The sequence below is a fragment of the Granulosicoccus antarcticus IMCC3135 genome (assembly GCF_002215215.1).
Lineage (GTDB): Bacteria > Pseudomonadota > Gammaproteobacteria > Granulosicoccales > Granulosicoccaceae > Granulosicoccus > Granulosicoccus antarcticus.
In genome coordinates this window covers 2555540-2574283 of record NZ_CP018632.1, presented here as the reverse complement: position 1 = coordinate 2574283, position 18744 = coordinate 2555540, and the positions used below count along the sequence as shown (strand labels likewise).

18 protein-coding genes are annotated in these 18744 nt (G+C 53.2%); 10 read left to right on the top strand and 8 right to left on the bottom strand.

From position 1 onward, the window contains the following. The first annotated feature begins 125 nt into the window (after positions 1-125). The 9 genes from IMCC3135_RS11280 (at position 126) to acpS (ending at position 5816) form a co-directional block, all read left to right on the top strand. Entirely contained in the window at positions 126-368 is a 243-nt protein-coding gene (locus IMCC3135_RS11280; protein ID WP_088917691.1) for a DUF1674 domain-containing protein, read from the top strand. Between the two features lie 87 nt (positions 369-455). Then, on the top strand, positions 456-842 hold the full coding sequence (gene sdhC / locus IMCC3135_RS11275) for a succinate dehydrogenase, cytochrome b556 subunit (RefSeq protein WP_088917690.1): 387 nt from the start codon (positions 456-458) through the stop codon (positions 840-842). Continuing rightward, the gene (sdhD, locus tag IMCC3135_RS11270; protein ID WP_088917689.1) at positions 839-1222 is read left to right on the top strand and encodes a succinate dehydrogenase, hydrophobic membrane anchor protein; all 384 of its coding nucleotides are present in this window, start codon (positions 839-841) and stop codon (positions 1220-1222) included. Before sdhC ends, sdhD begins: the two co-directional genes overlap by 4 nt. Before the next feature lie 23 nt (positions 1223-1245). Then, positions 1246-3036, top strand: a complete 1791-nt coding sequence (gene sdhA, locus IMCC3135_RS11265) for a succinate dehydrogenase flavoprotein subunit (protein ID WP_088917688.1) — start codon at positions 1246-1248, stop codon at positions 3034-3036. A gap of 39 nt (positions 3037-3075) precedes the next feature. Further along, complete coding sequence (locus tag IMCC3135_RS11260; RefSeq protein WP_088917687.1) at positions 3076-3861, top strand: succinate dehydrogenase iron-sulfur subunit; 786 nt, start codon at positions 3076-3078, stop codon at positions 3859-3861. Between the two features lie 67 nt (positions 3862-3928). Next, the gene (locus IMCC3135_RS11255; RefSeq protein ID WP_088917686.1) at positions 3929-4183 is read left to right on the top strand and encodes an FAD assembly factor SdhE; all 255 of its coding nucleotides are present in this window, start codon (positions 3929-3931) and stop codon (positions 4181-4183) included. 97 nt (positions 4184-4280) lie between these two features. After that, entirely contained in the window at positions 4281-4616 is a 336-nt protein-coding gene (locus IMCC3135_RS11250) for a hypothetical protein (protein ID WP_088917685.1), read from the top strand. 55 nt (positions 4617-4671) lie between these two features. After that, positions 4672-5409, top strand: coding sequence for a pyridoxine 5'-phosphate synthase (locus tag IMCC3135_RS11245; protein ID WP_088917684.1), 738 nt, complete (start codon positions 4672-4674; stop codon positions 5407-5409). 26 nt (positions 5410-5435) lie between these two features. Next, positions 5436-5816, top strand: a complete 381-nt coding sequence (acpS, locus tag IMCC3135_RS11240; protein WP_088917683.1) for a holo-ACP synthase — start codon at positions 5436-5438, stop codon at positions 5814-5816. 11 nt (positions 5817-5827) lie between these two features. Here the strand turns inward: acpS and IMCC3135_RS11235 are convergent, their stop codons facing one another. Together IMCC3135_RS11235 and IMCC3135_RS11230 are read right to left on the bottom strand one after the other, a co-directional pair. Continuing rightward, entirely contained in the window at positions 5828-6775 is a 948-nt protein-coding gene (locus IMCC3135_RS11235; protein ID WP_088917682.1) for a glycoside hydrolase family 16 protein, read from the bottom strand. A gap of 14 nt (positions 6776-6789) precedes the next feature. Then, on the bottom strand, positions 6790-7944 hold the full coding sequence (locus tag IMCC3135_RS11230; protein ID WP_088917681.1) for a hypothetical protein: 1155 nt from the start codon (positions 7942-7944) through the stop codon (positions 6790-6792). Between the two features lie 278 nt (positions 7945-8222). Here IMCC3135_RS11230 and IMCC3135_RS11225 point away from each other — a divergent pair, with 278 nt between their 5' ends. Next, positions 8223-10178 (top strand): glycoside hydrolase family 16 protein, encoded by a 1956-nt coding sequence (locus IMCC3135_RS11225; protein WP_088917680.1) that lies wholly within the window; start codon positions 8223-8225, stop codon positions 10176-10178. A 4-nt stretch (positions 10179-10182) separates the two neighbouring features. Here the strand turns inward: IMCC3135_RS11225 and IMCC3135_RS11220 are convergent, their stop codons facing one another. The 6 genes from IMCC3135_RS11220 to IMCC3135_RS11195 all read right to left on the bottom strand — a co-directional run bounded on the left by IMCC3135_RS11220 (position 10183) and on the right by IMCC3135_RS11195 (position 18724). Beyond that, positions 10183-10905: a hypothetical protein gene (locus IMCC3135_RS11220; protein WP_088917679.1), complete on the bottom strand. Its 723-nt coding sequence runs from the start codon at positions 10903-10905 to the stop codon at positions 10183-10185. Between the two features lie 117 nt (positions 10906-11022). Further along, positions 11023-13449 carry a thrombospondin type 3 repeat-containing protein gene (locus tag IMCC3135_RS34705; RefSeq protein ID WP_088917678.1) on the bottom strand — a complete coding sequence of 809 codons (2427 nt, stop codon included), beginning with the start codon at positions 13447-13449 and terminating at the stop codon, positions 11023-11025. Continuing rightward, positions 13446-14057, bottom strand: coding sequence for a hypothetical protein (locus IMCC3135_RS11210; protein ID WP_157735916.1), 612 nt, complete (start codon positions 14055-14057; stop codon positions 13446-13448). The genes IMCC3135_RS34705 and IMCC3135_RS11210 overlap by 4 nt, the downstream gene beginning before the upstream one ends. Positions 14058-14083: 26 nt before the next feature. Further along, entirely contained in the window at positions 14084-16120 is a 2037-nt protein-coding gene (locus IMCC3135_RS34020; protein ID WP_157735915.1) for a hypothetical protein, read from the bottom strand. A 130-nt stretch (positions 16121-16250) separates the two neighbouring features. After that, positions 16251-16682 carry a hypothetical protein gene (locus tag IMCC3135_RS11200; RefSeq protein ID WP_088917676.1) on the bottom strand — a complete coding sequence of 144 codons (432 nt, stop codon included), beginning with the start codon at positions 16680-16682 and terminating at the stop codon, positions 16251-16253. After that, complete coding sequence (locus IMCC3135_RS11195; RefSeq protein ID WP_169727445.1) at positions 16679-18724, bottom strand: M64 family metallopeptidase; 2046 nt, start codon at positions 18722-18724, stop codon at positions 16679-16681. The genes IMCC3135_RS11200 and IMCC3135_RS11195 overlap by 4 nt, the downstream gene beginning before the upstream one ends. Between the last annotated feature and the right edge of the window lie 20 nt (positions 18725-18744).

The window sequence follows — 18744 nt, the reverse complement described above, 5'->3', positions numbered from 1 at the left end:
TCCTGATCCTTGAAGTCACAGAAATTACGACACATTTCTCGTATTAGAGTGAAATGAGCCATAATCCCTTGTTATTATTGTGGCAATTGCTACGCAACTAACGTTTTCCTAATGCAGAGCACTATATGACAACATCTGGAAATAACCGTTCAGCCCCTGAAAACGCCACTTCTGTGGCTATCGCGGGCAATGACAGTACCCAGACGGACCCTGTCTCTCCGAAAGAACATCAGCATGTCGCCCAGAATGCTGTCGCACCCGAACACGACCTGTCAGACGAACGTCCTGTAGAGCATGGCGGTCAAGCCGGACTCGAGCCTACCCGCTATGGAGATTGGGAAAAGAAAGGTCGTTGCACCGATTTTTAGTACTGACCGGACGTTCTGCATTCAAAAGCGAAAATAACACTTTCTTACGCGATTTACTGCCGCCGAGCAACAAACTGGAACCTCATCATGGCCTGGAACGACACCCGACCGCTTTCTCCCCACCTTCAGCACTACAAACTGCCACTCACCGCCTACCTTTCCGTTGCGCACCGTGCGGCGGGAATAATCAACAGCGTAGCCATTGCCTTACTGGTTTTACTCATCGCCAGCGCTGCAGGTACTCCTGAAAATTACGAATTCATGTCCGGGATAGCCAACTCCTGGTTCGGCAAGCTTGCGATGTTCGGCTTCACATTGAGCCTCTACTACCATATGGCCAATGGCATACGACACCTTTTCTGGGACGTCGGTCACGGCTTCGAGCTGGAAACAGCAAGAAAGTCCGGCATCGCATGCATGGCAGTCGCAGGCGTACTTTCAGTTATAACCTGGATGGTGGCACTAGCAGCATGAGCAACTTCAGAACTCCGTTATCCCGCGTCAAGGGTCTGGGATCAGCCAAAGAAGGAACCGGTCATTTCTGGATGCAACGCCTGACGGGCATTGCACTGATTCCATTGGTACTGTGGCTGGGTTTTTCAGTGGCAGCTCTGTCCAGCATGGATTACATCGCCATCCGCGAATGGCTCTCACAACCGTTCAACAGCATTGTCATGATTTTGTTCATGATTGCAGGCTTTTATCACGCTCGCCTGGGTCTTCAAGTCGTTATTGAAGACTACATCGGCTCGCATGGGCCACGCACCGTCGCCATTATCGGTGTGAACTTCGCAGCGGCAGCCCTTGGGGTTACCGGTGTCTTCTCGGTCCTGCGTATCGCATTGGCCTCTTGACTGGTATTCACTGACAAGCAACTATGACCAACGCATACAAAATCATCGATCATACCTACGACGTTATTGTCGTGGGTGCTGGCGGCGCAGGCCTCCGAGCCACACTGGGCATGGCTGCTCAAGGCCTTTCCACAGCCTGTGTCACCAAGGTATTCCCGACCCGCTCGCACACTGTTGCCGCTCAAGGCGGCATGAGTGCCTCACTGGGTAACATGGGCGAAGACCACTGGACGTGGCATATGTACGACACCATCAAGGGCTCTGACTGGTTGGGCGACCAGGATGCTATCGAGTACATGTGTCGCGAGGCAGTCCCTGCTGTCGTCGAACTGGAGCATTTCGGTGTGCCTTTCTCTCGAACCGAAGAAGGCAAGATCTATCAACGCCCCTTTGGCGGCATGACCACCAAATTTGGCGAAGGCCCCCCCGCGCAACGCACCTGTGCAGCGGCTGACCGAACCGGCCATGCGATTCTGCACACCCTGTATCAGCAGTCTCTGAAACACGGCGCCGAGTTCTACATCGAGCATTTTGCCACCGACCTCATCATGGATGACGGTGTCTGCCGTGGTGTCGTCTCTCTGGATCTGGCCACTGGCGAACTGCATCGTTTCCGCGCTCACCAGGTTGTTCTGGCTACCGGTGGTTGCGGTCGTACCTTCTTCTCTGCTACCTCGGCTCATACGTGTACCGGTGATGGCAATGCCATGGCTCTGCGTGCGGGCTTGCCACTGCAAGACATGGAATTCGTCCAGTTCCACCCCACCGGCATCTACGGTGCAGGCGTACTGATCACTGAAGGCGTACGTGGTGAAGGTGGCTACCTGACCAACAGCGAAGGCGAACGTTTCATGGAGCGTTATGCACCCAACGCAAAGGATCTGGCTTCACGAGATGTCGTCAGTCGTTCCATGACCATGGAAATCAATGCGGGTCGTGGGGTAGGTCCGGACAACGATCATATCTTCCTGAACCTGCAGCATCTGGGCAGTGAAGTCATTGAAAAGCGTTTGCCGGGCATTTCAGAATCAGCCCGAATCTTTGCTGATGTCGATGTCACAAAAAACCCGATTCCGGTCATACCTACCGTTCACTACAACATGGGCGGTATTCCAACCAACTATCACGGTGAAGTCGTCACCTTGAAAGATGGTGATCCTGACTCGATCGTTCCTGGTCTGATGGCCATCGGTGAAGCTGCTTGTGTGTCGGTTCACGGCGCCAATCGCCTGGGCAGTAACTCCCTGCTCGACATCGTCGTCTTTGGGCGTGCTGCTGCCATTCGTGCCGCAGAGCTGGTCAAGCCCGGTGCTCCGCACAAGCCTTTGAAAGACAATGCCATGGATCCGATCCTCGGTCATCTTGACGGTATTCGCTTCAATAAAGGTAGCACGGGTACTGCTGATATCCGTGACAACATGCAACGCACCATGCAAAAGCATGCCGCGGTATTCCGTACTGGGGACAGCCTTGCAGAAGGCATCGACAAGATGCGCGTCATCGTTGATTCATTCGACGATGTAAGGGTCGATGACAAGAACCTGATCTGGAACACCGACCTGGTCGAGACGCTGGAGCTGGAAAATCTGTTGATGCAGGCCCAGACCATCATCCATGGCGCACACAACCGTCCGGAGAGTCGTGGAGCTCAGGCTCGTGATGATTACCCGGATCGCAACGACGAAGAATGGATGAAGCACACACTGGCATGGACTGACGAACGTGCCAACGTCACCATCGATTACCGCCCGGTTCATATGTACACACTGTCGGACGAGTGCGAAGTCGTACCGCCCAAGCCACGCGTGTATTGATCCGCAGAGCGTCCATCCAGAACACTACGGAAATTTCCCATGGCAGAATTCAAGCTACCGACCAACTCGATCGTCAAGATGAACGGCAAGCAGTTCGCTGCACCTGCCGGTGTCACCAACACTCGACGCTTCAAGGTATATCGCTACGACCCAGACAGTGGTGAAAACCCACGTGTCGATTCATTTGATGTCGACATGGACTCATGCGGTCCGATGGTGCTCGACGCCATCATCAAGATCAAGAGTGAACTGGACTCCACTCTGACTTTCCGGCGCTCCTGCCGGGAAGGCATCTGTGGTTCCTGTGCCATGAATATCGATGGCACTAACGGCCTTGCCTGCACCACGGCAATCGCGGATATCCAGGGTGATATCACTATCTACCCATTGCCGCACCAGCCTATCATCAAGGATCTGGTATCAGATCTGACTAACTTCTACGCACAGTACGCCTCGATCGAACCGTGGCTCAAATCAGATACACCTGCGCCACCTGACCGAGAGCGTCTGCAATCACCTGAAGATCGCGAAATGATCGACGGTGCCTACGAATGTATTCTGTGTGCCTGCTGCTCTACCAGTTGCCCTAGTTATTGGTGGAACCCGGAACGTTATCTGGGCCCTGCAGCTCTGCTGGCATCCTACCGCTGGCTGGTTGATAGTCGAGATGATGCAACAGGCGAGCGCCTGGATGATCTGGAAGATCCGTTCAAGCTCTATCGCTGCCATACCATCATGAACTGCGCGCAGGTTTGCCCAAAAGGCCTGAACCCTGCCAAGGCTATCGCCGAGACCAAGAAGATGTTGGTCAAGCGTCGCCTGTAGTTGTTGATTGCATCCAGACACGCCCCCTTACCCATGGCCATAGCAATATGAATCCTGAGCATTGTTCATGAACGTCGAGGCAGAAAAGCTCTCCAAACTGCGCTGGCGTTGCCGGCGCGGTATGCGCGAGCTGGATCAGGCCATGCGTGCCTATCTGGATGATCATTACGTAGCAGCGTCTGCCGATGAGCAGGCGCTGTTTGAGGAACTGCAGGACTTGCAGGATCCCGATTTGTTCAAGCTTATCAGTGGCAAGGCCAAGGAGGCCCGCTATCAGATCATTCTCGACAAGATGTCCTTTACTCTGGCAAGCCGAACGTAGTCACGGGCGGATAGGAAACTGCCTGTTTCTGATCATAGGTGCTAGCGCAGTTCTTGCCCTGCTCTGTCTGCCGTTCGAACTCTGGGTCTGCCTGCTGTTGGCGGCCCTGCTGCTCATATTGCTACTCGGCCAGCTGGCCGTAAACTACCGCAAGGGCAAGCTGCAACTGTCTCACTTCAGCGAAGGCTGGATCATGCGACACACTCACTCTGCAAGCAGCCACTCAGGCGTGCTTGTCCAGGCAGGTTATCGCAGTGCATGGCTCATCATTGCCGTCATCCAGTCCGAGGACTCATGCCTGCACCGAGTTGCCATCTGGCAGGACCAGCTCACCGCTCGACAGTTCAGCTACCTACATCAGCAGTTAGCCTTCGCAGCCGAACCACCTGTCCGGCGCACTCCCAGAGCCTGGCTCAATGACCTGATCAGCTGATCCGGATCAAGAGTACGCTAGACTGCTCGTCTCACACCGCCTTGGAGCATTACCCGTGAAGCAACCGATCCATCTATGCGTCAATGTGAATCACGTAGCTACCGTCCGGCAATCACGCCAGTCCACCTGGCCTGACCCGGTACATGCTGCGTTGCAGGCAGAACTGGCAGGCGCTGACGGAATCGCCATGCAACTGCGCAGAAATCGCCATCATATTCAGGATCACGATGTTGAACGATTTGCACAGAGCTGCCAGACCAAGTTGATTCTGCAGGTTGAAGCAACAGACGAAATGCGTGAAATCGCTTTGAGAGTCATGCCCAGAGATGTCTCTCTGGTGCCTGAAAACCGAGAAGAACTCGGTACTGAGGGAGGCTTGGATATAGTCGGCAATCTCTCATTCATGACTGAATACGTAGGCAGCCTGCAGCAGGCTGGCATACAGACAGCCCTGTTCATCAACCCGGAAGAGGCACAGATTGAAGCGGCAGCCCGAGTTGGTGCTCCGGTAGTTGAACTGCATACGGGTCGGTACTCAATGGCTGTCAGCGCAGCAGAACGAACGGCAGAACTGGCACGTATTGTCTCGTGCTGCGACTACGCCTTCAGCCTGGGACTGACTGTCAATGCCGGTCATGGTCTGCATTATGACAATGTGCAAGCGATCGCCGAAATCGAATCCATCAGCGAATTGACTATTGGCCATAGCCTGATCGCACGCGCCTTATATTGGGGCTTGCCAACAGCAGTCAGCAAGATGAAACGCTTGATGGTGGAAGCCCGTCATCGCTAAAACATGCGCCACAAGAGACACTTCACATGATCGCTGGTATTGGTGTAGATCTGGCAACCGTCAGTCGCATTGCCAGAGTGCATCGACGCTTTGGACTACGTTTTGCCCGTCGCTTTCTTCACGAATCAGAAATACCGCAGTATCTGAAACATGCAGCACCGGAACGTTTCCTTGCCAAGCGCTTCGCTGTCAAGGAGGCGGCTGTCAAGGCACTGGGCACTGGAGAGCGAGAGGGTGTATTGCTCAAAGATTTCTATGTGCAACACGACAAGTTGGGCAAACCCCTGCTGCGAGTGAGCGGCACCGCGCAGCAGCTCTGCGAACAGAGGGGCATTACAGGTTTCTGGGTTAGCCTGAGCGACGAAGGCGACACCGTTGCCGCCTTTGTCGTGCTGGAACTGGGATGAGAGCGAGCGCCCTACTCTTTCAGTTGATAGGCCCTGACATAATCGATCACCAGCGCCACTGGTGAACCCGTAGTCTGGCCCACTGGCCCCGGCCAGACACCGCCCATTGCCAGATTCAGAATCAGATACATATCCTGACTGGCAACCCTCTCACCAATAATCCGGTAACGCGGTTGCCTGTCTATATAGAACAGCAGCTCCCCGGGACTCCAGGCAACGCCATACTGATGAAAACCGGTCGCTGCTGCTACAAATGACTCCTCCCATCTGAGGGTGTCGTTGATCTGGCCGCTCTCGTCTTCGTAACGGTAGTTGAGGAAGATACTCTCAGCCCTGGAACCATCGAACTCCATCACATAGAGCTCCGGCTTTACGTCAGTGTAGTCTGACCCCAGCATCCAGAAAGCAGGCCAGACTCCCTGCCCCTGCGGAACCTGCATACGCGCTTCCACATAACCATACTGGAAGTCGAACTTGCCAGCAGTAGTCAATACTCCTGATAACCACGGCTGCTCGTTAGCACTTGCTCGCAGACTCTCAGGTGTTTCACTGGCCAGAATGCTTAACTGCTCACCGTCGAAGGAAAATGGATCGTAGCCAAAACCCGGATTCGTCTGACTATCAACGTAATACTGCAACTGATCATGGATGAGCAAATCCGGCCCCCAGCTCAAGGTCGTATTCCACTTGCTCGGATCCAGTGAGTCATCACGAAAATCGTCCGCAAAAACCAGTTCATAGTCACTCAGCTCCATGTGAGGATTACTCACATCTTCCTGACTACCATTTTCCACATCAGGATTTGCAGGATCAGCGGCTAGCTCACCGGATTCCAACCGTGCCGCCTCCAGCTCCTGCTCCTGCAGACTCAGAAGGTCACTCTCCCCACAACCTGATAGCAACAGTGCTACCAGACAGATAGCCGCTGATGTTGATAAAGCCGTTTGATGCTTGTTCATCTCTGATTCCTTTATCAATAGTAGTAACGCAAGCCGATACCGAGCAAGTCGTTATCGCCAAGTTCAAACCGGGTAAGCAGGTCCAGTTTCCGGCCGATCTGGTAATTCGCACCTCCGAATAACAAGGCATCACCTTCGAAAAAACTGCTGTAGCCGACACCGGCATTGATTTCGAATCGCCTGGTGAGCATCAGTCGCGACATGGCCGCCAGATAGAAACCTGAATCACTGAAATCGATCGCGACACTGGGTGACTGTTTATCGACGAGTTCAAAGCTTCCATACTCGATACCAGCTAACAGAGCCAAGGTCAGTCGATCAACTCTTGCAGGTTTCAGATAATAACCACCACCCACCAGTATTTCCTGATACTCGTCAGTAACACCTAACTTGCCAAAGAAGTTGACTCGTGACCCACCAGAACCACTGGCCTCCAGCAATACGCCATTGCCACCGACGTCATAGTTCACCAGCAATACTTCCAGGTATCTGAATTTTTGCCCCCCTTCGATCGGGGCGAGTGGCTTGTGATGGGCAGTTTCAGTGAGCGGAGAGGCCGCACTTAAAGTGGGTATCAGTGAATGATCGGTGTCTGTCGTCTCAGTTGGCAATACTTGCACGATTGATACAGACTGCTCGGTACGAGCATTTTCAACATCCAGCTCATTGGCCGCCTTGAGTGCTGCCATGGCCCTACTGGCAGACATCTGTTCCAGCCTTGCTTTTTCAATGTTGAGTGCTTCGACATCGATCACTTGTTGATCTTTATACAATTCAGCTCGCAGGCGGCTCACTCGTTGTCGTTCCACGGCAATCTGCAAAGATGTAGCACGGGCATCCCGTCGTCTTTGCTCATCAAAGGCCTGTGAGCGGGACTGTTGCTCGCTCGAAGCTGCCTTCTTTGCCCCCTCAGAAGCAATTACCGGGGCTTTGATGTTTTTTGCAGAGGCAGCCAAAGACCCGTTAGTGGTTTCCCTGAAAACCGTGGCGGGGTCCAGCTTGCCATCATCCAACAGGTACAGTTTGCCATCCAGAATGATACGACTGGAGATGCCGCCGCCTGCTGCGCTGGCCTGCTCATTCGCCCGTACATATCGCTGACCACCAATGGTTACAACGTTACTGCCAACTGTCTCATTCGATGAGCCATCAGCAGCCGATATGCTCATCGAGGAATACAAAACGAGCGCAACAGCGGATTTCACTAAATAGAGCCGCATGGAAATTTCCAGAAATCGAGTACACCCCATCACAATTCAGTAAACATGCCAGTCAGGCAAACGGAACCAAGTCCAATAATTGCTTTGCCGAATCAAGCACCTGTTCCCCTATCCGATACATGAGCAAGGGTTTTTTATTCAGCTCTCAGCACATTCGGATTCATCTCGCGAACCATGCAAAGGATGTGCATCTTTCAACGCCTGCGATGGCATTCTGGTAACAACTTATGAACAATTCGAAACAGACACACACGACCCCGATGTGGCGTCGTGCGTCGGTATTCGCCGTTCACATTGCAATTCTGGGAAGTCTGACGGCCTGTAGCGAATCGCCATTCTCAGGTAGCGAAACTGCAGATTCTGACACCCAAACCTCAAGCGCTACCCCCTCTAGTCCTACGAGCCAAACTAACGATGGTTCCGATTCTTTGAGCCAGCCCCAAAGTGTTGTCGTTGCTCAGGCTAACCCTACTGTCGTGGAAATCCCCGACGTGGCTGCAGCAACCCCCGAACCGACCCCGATCGTGGTTAATCCATTTACGCCTGTGCCACAACCGACAAGCGAGCCTGATGAAGAACAGGAAAGTGAGCCGGATGACAGTCCGGACGAAGTGGTGGCAAACAGTGATTCGGATACAGATGGCAACACCGGCTCAGACGCTGGAGCCGATAGCGAAGCTGAGCTCGACACAGCCGACAACTCTCCGGAGTCAACCGAAACACCTGAAACGGGCGTGGCGGATTCACAGAGTTCACCAACCGATAATGGCGATACAGACCTAGCGGAAACCGATGTAGATGACAGCGACAGCGCAGCCACTGACACGGAGGCATCCACGGACGACAATACCCAGGATGCGGAAACAACGGACGACAGCGCTCCGGAAACAGATGTTGCTGAGGAATCCTCAGACGACACTGCCGAACAAGATAGCACTGACAGCATAGTTGCCATCGATCCGGCTGATTCTGGTGAAACCGAGCAGTCGAAAGCCGAGGCGGAGAACAACTTTTCTTCACACACCACGGCAGGCTTCATTGGAAAAATAGTTGACGACAGTATTCAGGTCAGTTGGGAGGTAGAGCCTGGAGCACTTGGTTATAACGTCTACCTCGAAGGAAAGTATGTCACCACAGTCTGGGAAAACAGCTACGTGGAAACCGATCTCTACGATCAGAACTACTACTATGAGATTCAGTCGTTCGACGAGACCAAGAAAATCTACTGGTACAACGCAACCGGACTGACCGTCAAAGTACGATCCGCTGGCCGAGTCGACTCATCACGTGCCACAGCGAAAGCAGACCTCCTGAACGACTACCAGCTGATATTCTCAGATGAATTCACCGGCAGTACTCTGGATACCAGTAAATGGAATACTGCACTTCTCTGGGGAGACCAAATCATCATCAACGGTGAAGTACAGTTTTATGTCGACATCAACAACAAACCGGATTTCGGATTCAATCCGTTTACATTCGATGGTGAACACCTGACCATCAACTCCATAAAAACGCCAAGCGAACTTTCAGAAAAAGCGAAAGGCCAACCCTACCTCTCAGGCGTAATTACCAGCTATGACGCATTGCAATTCATCTACGGCTATGCGGAAACACGGGCCAAAGTCACTTTCGGCAGAGGCTATTGGCCAGCATTCTGGTTGCTCAACGCCTATTATGGCCAAGGCGGTGATGACCCGGAAATCGATATCATGGAATTCATTGGTCATGATCAGGATGTGGTTTACCACACCTATCATTACTACGATGAGAATGGCGAGCTACGCTCAACGAAATCACAGCCGACTCCGGGAGTCGACTACTCCGAGGACTTCCACACCTTCGGAGTGGAATGGAAACCGGGAACAATCATCTATTACGTGGACGGTATAGAAGTACACCGTGTCGTTGATCCCAAGGTTTCACAGCAGACGATGTATGTCATTGCCAATACCGCGATGGGCGGATGGTGGGCTGGCGATCCGGATGAGACAACGCCATTTCCTGGCGAGTTCATGATCGATTACATTCGTGTGTATCAAAGAACCACACCTTATGACGACGTGCTATTCAATGATGACATGACGGGTATTCCTTTCGCTGATGAGATTCCAGGATCTGCCATCCCCAATCACCGACCAACGCCAGCACAATGGCCAGCTGGATACCCTCACGCGCAATAGAGACTTAGCTGATTGAAAACGGGGGATTATCAATCCGGAATGTTTGCAGCATGACTTCAAACGCGATGGCCATGATCTTCTCACTGCCACGCTCGCCGATGGAATACAAACCCACGGTATAGCCCACCCCGGACAGTTCGGCCTGATAGATGACAAGATCCACATCTGTCAGGCCGGAGCTGGCTTGCTTGATCTCCAAGCGATCATATGAGGCAGGCCGTCCATCAATAACCACCCGCTTGCGACGGCTCGCATCAGCGGCAAACAGACCGGATGCATCGCCTGGTAGTATTTCTACCAGAATATAATCTGCAAATTGATCGTCAGCATGCTGCTGTGCTGATTCGAACCCGACAGCGTAGCCAGGCTCCAGCCATAGGGAATCAAAGCCCGCTTCCGCGGCCTGCATACTTGCAATTACCTCGGTCTGAGAATCAACGGCATCCGACACCTCCGCGGTGACAATTCTGCGCCACCCCGCCGGTATCGCCATGCTGAAACCATAGCCGGCATCTTCATAAGGCTCGATATCGAGCAACAATTCGATACTCGTGCCGCTCAGGATTCCCTGTAGATCGTTCGAGGTATTGTCATCATCTGACACACCGGCGCTACAGCAGACGGACTGTATTCGCTCGGGCAGCAACTGGCTGACGTCCACTCCGGCTGCAAACAATCCGGTGGCCAGGCAGGCTATGAAAATCGGGATAATAACTAGGCTTCGCATGTCGTAAGGATGACAATTGCGGCGGATTCATACCGAGAGCGGTCACTCAGAATACGAAACCGGGAGTAAAAAATGCAGTTTGCCTACCAACTGCAAGGTACTTGCTTTCCGCAGCACTCAGGCTGTAAGTGGGAAAACCACACCACTTATAAATGCTCTGGCTGTCGTCGTACCCGTCATGGCGGTGTCGCCACCCGTCGTTCCGGCATCAGAAGCACCACCATCAGTCGCTCCGCCAGTCACACTACCGTCCGTCGCGCCAGCGCTGGTATTGCCCGCATCCGCCAGTCCACTATCATCTCCGGCAGTCGCTGTTCCACTATCGGTATTACCTGCCGTTGTCGTCGTGTCCGTACCATCAGTAGCACCGGCTGTTGTCGTATCAGCCCCTGTCTCGGTACCCGTGGTTCCATCGGTCGCACCGGCTGTTGTCGTGTCAGCCCCTGTCTCAGTACCCGTGGTTCCATCGGTCGCACCGGCTGTTGTTGTATCAGCCCCTGTCTCAGTACCCGTGGTTCCATCGGTCGCACCGGCTGTTGTCGTGTCAGCCCCTGTCTCGGTACCCGTGGTTCCATCGGTCGCACCGGCTGTTCCCGAATCAGTGCCGGTGCCTGAGCCCGTTGTGCTTCCATCAGTCGAGCCATCAGGCACGTCACAGACATCACCCACGCCGTCTTCATCTTCATCGCTCTGATCGGCATTGGCCACACTCGGGCAATTATCATCGGCATCGTCGACTCCATCACCATCTACATCCGGAGCCGAATCATCAGTATCGTCACAAACGTTACCGACACCATCACCATCGTCATCGGCCTGATTCGCATTGGCATCAACGGGACAGTTGTCGTCATCATTCTCGATGCCATCTTCGTCAGTATCGAGACCATTGGTATCGTCACACACGTTACCGACACCATCACCATCGTCATCGGCCTGATTCGCATTGGCATCAACGGGACAGTTGTCGTCATCATTGTCAATACCATCATCGTCCATATCGAGACCATTGGTATCGTCACACACGTTACCGACACCATCACCATCACTATCGGCCTGATTCGAATTGGCGACAGCGGGACAATTGTCGTCATCATTCTCGATGCCGTCACCATCTGTATCGAGACCATTGGTATCGTCACAGACATTACCTACGCCATCACCATCACTATCGGCCTGATTCGAATTCGCATCAACAGGGCAGTTATCGACACCGTTTTCCACGCCATCATCGTCTACATCGTTTCCATCTGACTGATCGCAGGCATCACCAAAACCATCACCATCCGAATCGTTTTGATCAGGATTGGCCGCGTTCCGGCAATTATCATCAGCATTGTTGATACCGTCACCATCGGCATCCAGACCATTGGTATTGTCACAGGCATCGCCCACTCCATCACTGTCAACGTCAGCCTGATCAGCGTTCGTTACAGACGGGCAGTTATCTTCAGCAGAATTGATCCCGTCGTTATCCGGATCCAGACCATTACTGTCGTCGCACAAGTCGCCTGTACCGTCACGGTCGCTGTCTGCCTGATCAGGATTGGCGATCGCCGGGCAATTGTCACTGACATCGATCACGCCATCATTATCGCTATCCGGTGCCGGATCGCTGGTATCTCTCGGATCGGTTCCGTTGGCAATCTCATCAATATTGCTGATTCCATCAGCATCATCCTGATACTGCTCTGTCTCATAAATATTTGCCTCGAAGATGGATGTCACACCACTTCCCACATCCTCCACACTGCGTTGCCTGAAGGCAATCTGGATAGAACGCTCAGGCGTTGAGAAAAAACCGATCGTAATCAGCGGCGACGTACTCTGTGCCACCTGTGTTGCGCCACGCCAAAGATCACGATCACTATCACGGGTGAGTTCCAGAGAGATGCCATTGACTTCCGCCTTGGCATTGATCAGAGCACGGATGTCGGCGGAAGCGTTAGCAACACCTTGCGGCATCTGAAACTCGACGTTCAGGGTGACTATTCCTGGAGGATTCTCAGGCACTGTGTCGTCATTGAAGGCAGTTCCATCACCTGATTGCCGTTCGAAGTAGTTCGAATAGCCATCCTCATCCAGATCAAACTCATCACGCTTGAACTCTTCACTGGCAAATCCCAGTGAAGCAGGACTGGACTCGGATCCGACTAACAGTGTTTTTGTTGCAGTTGCCAGAGGCAGGCGCAACTCACCAATGTCTTCTGACCACGTGACGCTCACCTCAGTGGATGAATTGGCTGGACGAGTCGCCTCCAGAACATATTCTTCGCCTTCACCAGGAAAAGCTGCCGGGAACGCTACGCCATTAAAAGCCACCTCGAGCACCAGATTACTTCGATCAATATTGCGCGTCTGTAGAAATACCGGTGCGCTGAAGGCCATGCTGGCCTGCCCATCGACTACATCCACCTTCCCGCTATCATCTGACTGATTACAAGCGCTCAGAAGAGCCACTGAGGCAAGCACGCCCAGCGAACGCAAAGCTCCCTTCAGGTACGAGTTTGACTGACCTGTTGACACCGAGTCGAGGCAAATCATGGCAAAGGGCTCACGGTAATGGTTACGGGCACGTCCGGGGCACTACTTCCACCGCTATCACTTCCACCGGCAGCCGAAGCAATTGCGCCGACAACGACCAGTCCTAGCACGCCATACAGAATCTTGCGTCCGGTAGACATTCCTGGCTCAGGTACAACGTCCGTCGTTTGTGCCGCTGGCACCTGACGATCAAGCAGCTTGCGTTCGATTGGATCGAATGCGAACCCCTGCAATGTGCGATTACCTGCCTTGTCAGTCGCTTCGATATAGTACTGAATGACTTCGACGGTTTTGTCGACCTTCAACGTGGTTGAAAAAATACCCGTCGAACCAATTGGCGACATCGTGCGATTCTGATACACCGACTCATTATCGAGACGATAGTGCAACATGACAGCTGACACTTCCTGGTCATCACTGACCGTTGCGGAAAAAACCTGGCTATCACCTTTCAAGCCCTCCACCACCGGCTTGAAATCGATCCGCGGTGGATCCGTGTCCAGAGTTTGTGCCCAGGAGGATGAAGGCATCACCAGCATGACTTGCATGAACAATTGCAAGGCAACCACTGCGCTCGTCAGCATCCGCTGTCGAATCAAGAACTGCATAGTAAATATCTCGGACTGTTATCTGTTTACCAGACGATGGCCGACCAGCCATCACCTTCCCGCGTACTCGACAAAGGTATGGATGACAAAGCCGAAGGTGGCTCTACAAACGTACCATTAGCGCGCTGGATTCTGTTGATCTGCAAAGTACCCTTGATTTCGCCAGTCGCATTGTTTGTTGAAACGTTACGAATACGGGCATCTATCTGAGTACTGTTTTCGAAAATCTGCATGAACTGCTGCACTCGTACTCCTGAGCGCTCGGTCAGACCTACGACCGCATTGATATCGCGACCGCTGATAGCTCGCTGCAATTCAATGAACCGACGATACACGATCTGTAGCTCATCATCATCAATGGCTTTGCTTGTCTGCTCCTCGCGAGCATCGACCACGGGTGGAATATCAACATATGCCTCCGTCGACTCCTCACTCTCTGTCTGGACAGCACTCTCTGCCTGAGCAGCAAGAGCTGCTTCCCGCTCTCTGGCCTCTACCAGACGCTGTTCACGAGCCTCTTGACGCTGTAATGCTGCACGCTCTTCGGCAATTCTTCTATCCGTAGCCTGCCGATCTCTATCTGGAGCTGGCCAATCGGATGTTCTGGCAATCTGAGCCGCTTGCTGCTCCTGGCGTAATTGTTCCAGGCGTGCCGCTTCCTGTCGGGCAGCAGCAGCAGCCTGCTCCACCTGAGTCGCCGCCGTGCTGGACTGCTCTTGCCTGACGGATTGTTCCGCCGCAGCAATCCGCGCTTCTTCTGCTTGCTCAGCCTGAGCCTGCTGCTCCGCGTCAATACGAGCTTGCTCATCAAGTGCGGCCTGTTCCGCTCTAGCCTGTTCCGCTCTGGCTTGTTCTGCTCTGGCTTGTTCTGCTCTGGCTTGTTCTGCTCTGGCTTGTTCTGCTCTAGCCTGTTCTGCTCTAGCCTGTTCTGCTCTAGCCTGTTCTGCTCTGGCTTGTTCTGCCACTCTGGTCTGTTCTGCAATCCTCGCTCTTTCGGCGGCATCTCTGGAGGCTTGCTCTGCGGCGACAAGCCGCTCACGTTCAGCTTGCGCCGCCCGTTCACCAGCGAGTCGTGCAGCCTCTGCTTCCGCAAGCTGATCATCAGCACTGGTCTCGTTGACTGCCGGCTCAACGACTCCGGATCTCACTTGTTCGATTCGGTTTTCAAGCTCTCCAAATTCTCTAGCGCCGTATCCATAGACCGTTCTATCCATGGAGGACAATGCCTGCTCGGCATCATCCAGATCACCATTGTCAATCAAGCCTTCGACCAGACTCAACTGCTCACTGAACCGTTGCATCATTTCAGAAGGTTCGGAAACCACCCTGTTATCGTCCGGCGAAACGGTATCGTCTGTGCTGACGATTACATCGTCAGTTCCAGAGGATGAACCATCCGGCAGGCCGAAACCGGTCAGCAAAGCGCGCAGTTCAGGGGAGTTGGTGAAGGCAAACGACCCGGCACCAGCCGCAATCAGCACCAGTGCGAGAGCCAGCCAACGTCCTCGCCCGGGTCTTGTTTCTTCGTCAAAATCATCCGGTTCGACAACGGTTCGGCCAACCCCTCGGCCTCTGCCAAATTCTGGACTGTCATCCAGATTCAGTTGGATGTCGTCGAAGTCATCACTCTCATTGAATCGAGCGGGTTTGGAGACCCGACGAGTTACCGCAGTCGGATCAGCCTCAGTTCTTGTTCGTTTGCTGCGCGAGTCCAGGCGCGTAATATTGCTGTCCGAATCAGATTCCGGAGCTCTGGGTTTACGCGTCTTGGCGACCGGCCTGCGCGCGGGCATATCGTCCAGAAAATCCAGATCGTCTGTATCAGACGTAGTGCTGGAGCCACTGGTCAGTTCAGGCGGTGGTGCTACCGGTGCACCTGGCTTTGGAGGCAATAGCGGACCGGATTGAGACACCGGCACAGGTCTGCGGATGATAGGCAGAGGCCTTTCAGTCGCGGCTTCTGAACGCTTTTTTCGACGTTGCTTCTCTGCGCCCTCTTCCGCGAGGAAGTCGAACATGGACTCTGCGTCCGGATCTTTGCGATCTGATTCTGGTTCCGACATAAGCTGTACATGGGCGCCATCGGGTAGGCAGATGGCCCTATTTGGGACGAACGGCCATAATAGCCGAAAAGGGCGCCCTCAATATTTGGAATATTGTGACGGTTCAGCGCAGTCTAATTCCCTATTCGCCCTAATGAAGAGACACGGGCCACGTTTCTGCTACCAACCCCAGAGCAGCATTCTCTGGAAAATCGATAATAATTGACTCTGTGCCATCGGGTCCATCGCATACCCAGGCCCCTCCGTTCAATCCGACTCTGGATCGTACCGATGGATTCATATGCTCAGGCGAACTAGCCACACGGGGATCAGCTATCCGTGTAATCGCCAATGGTTGTCCGTCCGCACCAAGCCATTTCATGATAACCATGTTTACTGGAGCGGCATCCGCCAATTCTGCCAACGAGGCAAGGTAATTTTCCCCAGAGTCTGCAATTTCCACCACTCGATTGACCTTGACACCCGAACTGTCGAATGTGAGCAGTACCTTGAGATCAGCATGGGCAGCACCACACAAAGACATACCCATGAAAAGTACCAACAATGTCCATTGACGCATCATTGGACCTCCACGACCCAGGTCCAGCTGAACACGCCCGGATGAGGCGCAGGTTTGCGAATGGCACCACTGATGTCACTCACGGTAAGACTCAATACATGGCGGCCTGTGGCTGGCGTCAGGGTCAGACTGTTAGGGTCAAGCCCTGGCTCCAGAATTTCTCCATCCAGCACCCATTCGACCTTCTGTACATTCTGCTCGAATATCGGACTGACCACAAACGTCTGAGACTCACCACTTGCAAGCTTGACAGAACGAGTCACCGGCAGGAACCCATGGATTCCGCCATCGGTATCTTCGTAAAGACTCAAGATCCAGCGTTCACTGTTGACCGGTCCGAACTCTGCGTTGTAATTACGCATGCGACTGTCATAAGTCGCACGATAAATCCCCTTGTCACGATAGAGTCCGCCTTCAAATATACCAACGCCCTGGTCGCCGTCCATTTGCGGCAACGGCTCTGCCGGGTCAATCCAGTGTGCCCAAGGCACCAGTTCAGGATCTGAAATTGCCGTCACATTGGCAAAATTGCCTTCAACAAACGCTGGCAAACCCGCCGTTTCCACAATCAGATTATCGATATATTCATCGGCCAGATTAGCTTGACTGTGCCCCATTTCATGCAATGCAATTTCGGGGAAATACGCAGAGGTTATGGCGGTACTGCTACCACTGTTGCCGCTTCCACCAAATCGAACGTCGTTGACTAGCAGGATTACCTGATCAAAATCGGGATACTCTTCAATTGCTGTCTGCAGCAAAGTAAGATTATTAGCGCAGATAAGCCGTTGAATAGAGCCACAGCCATAGGCACTGTCATAGTAGGTATCACGAGCATCAACCAGGTCACTGTCATCCGCGTTAGTTGACTTCGACTCGGTATAAATGGTGTGAAAACTCAACGCATCAAAATGCGCAACGATACCAGCGTCTTCACGCAGGTTTTCTATCAGCGTGTCGGCATGTTCGCGAAACAGATTCTGCTGATCGATCGTATAACCATCGCCCAGTATGACGACATGCACCGCACGCCCATCCTTGATGCCAGCGAGCGTCAGACCTCGCCCGGAGGCTGTCAGAGGATAGATCGTGAAGGGTACGATTTCTCTGGAAATGCGTCCTCTGTCATCAGTTGCCCTGATCACGATATTCACATCCATGACCTCATTGACGTCACTGGCAGTGAGCGTCACAGTGCCCCCTTTGGCCTCCCCCGTTATGAAGTCGTTTTCTTCAACATCCAGCGTTACAGGCTCACCGTCCGCATCATCCGGATAAAGCCGCACGGAAATGACCTCACGGGCCTTTAGCTCTGCAGGTAACTGAGTCAGATTCAGTGTCGGAGCATCGTTGACATCGATAACCTCAAAGGTGACCTTTTGCAACTCGGCACTCAAGCCACTACTGTCGGTAACCGTCAGTGTGATCCCATTCGAGAACCCGATGTCCGCCTGCGTCGGCAAACCAGAGAGAACACCAGTGGCTGAGTCCAGAGAAAGCCATGATGGCAAACCGGTAGCAAAAAAGCTCAGCTCATCGCCATCGCTGTCATAGGCAATCAGCTGATGTGTGAATCGCTGCCCCTGGGCAGCAACCCGAGGCAATTCAGCTGATATTACGGGCACATCGTTGACTGCCATTACCTCGAAACTCACCGTTAGCCTGACGCCACCGGATGTTTCGTAAACAAAGCCGTCCTCGCCCCAGAAATCAGCCTCTGGCGTGTAGACAAATACTTCACCACCAGGCTCCAGAGTCAGCAAGCCGTGCTGAGGCAAGGACTTGATACTTGCTGACGTATCCGGGCTGTCACTCGACTTGTAGAAAAGCCCACGCAATACTGCATCTTCATTCAGACGAAAACTCTGCGCACCCTCAGTTTCAAGTGATCCCGAAAAAACGGGCGAAACTGTCTGCACAGGCTCATCCAGAACGACAGGATCAGTGTCCACCACCGGATTGCCGGACGATCCTCCGGAACCGCAGGCGCTTAGCAAAATGCCAGCGATAGCTATAACCAGCGAATTCAAGAAACGCGGACGCATACAAAAGGACTCCATGTACT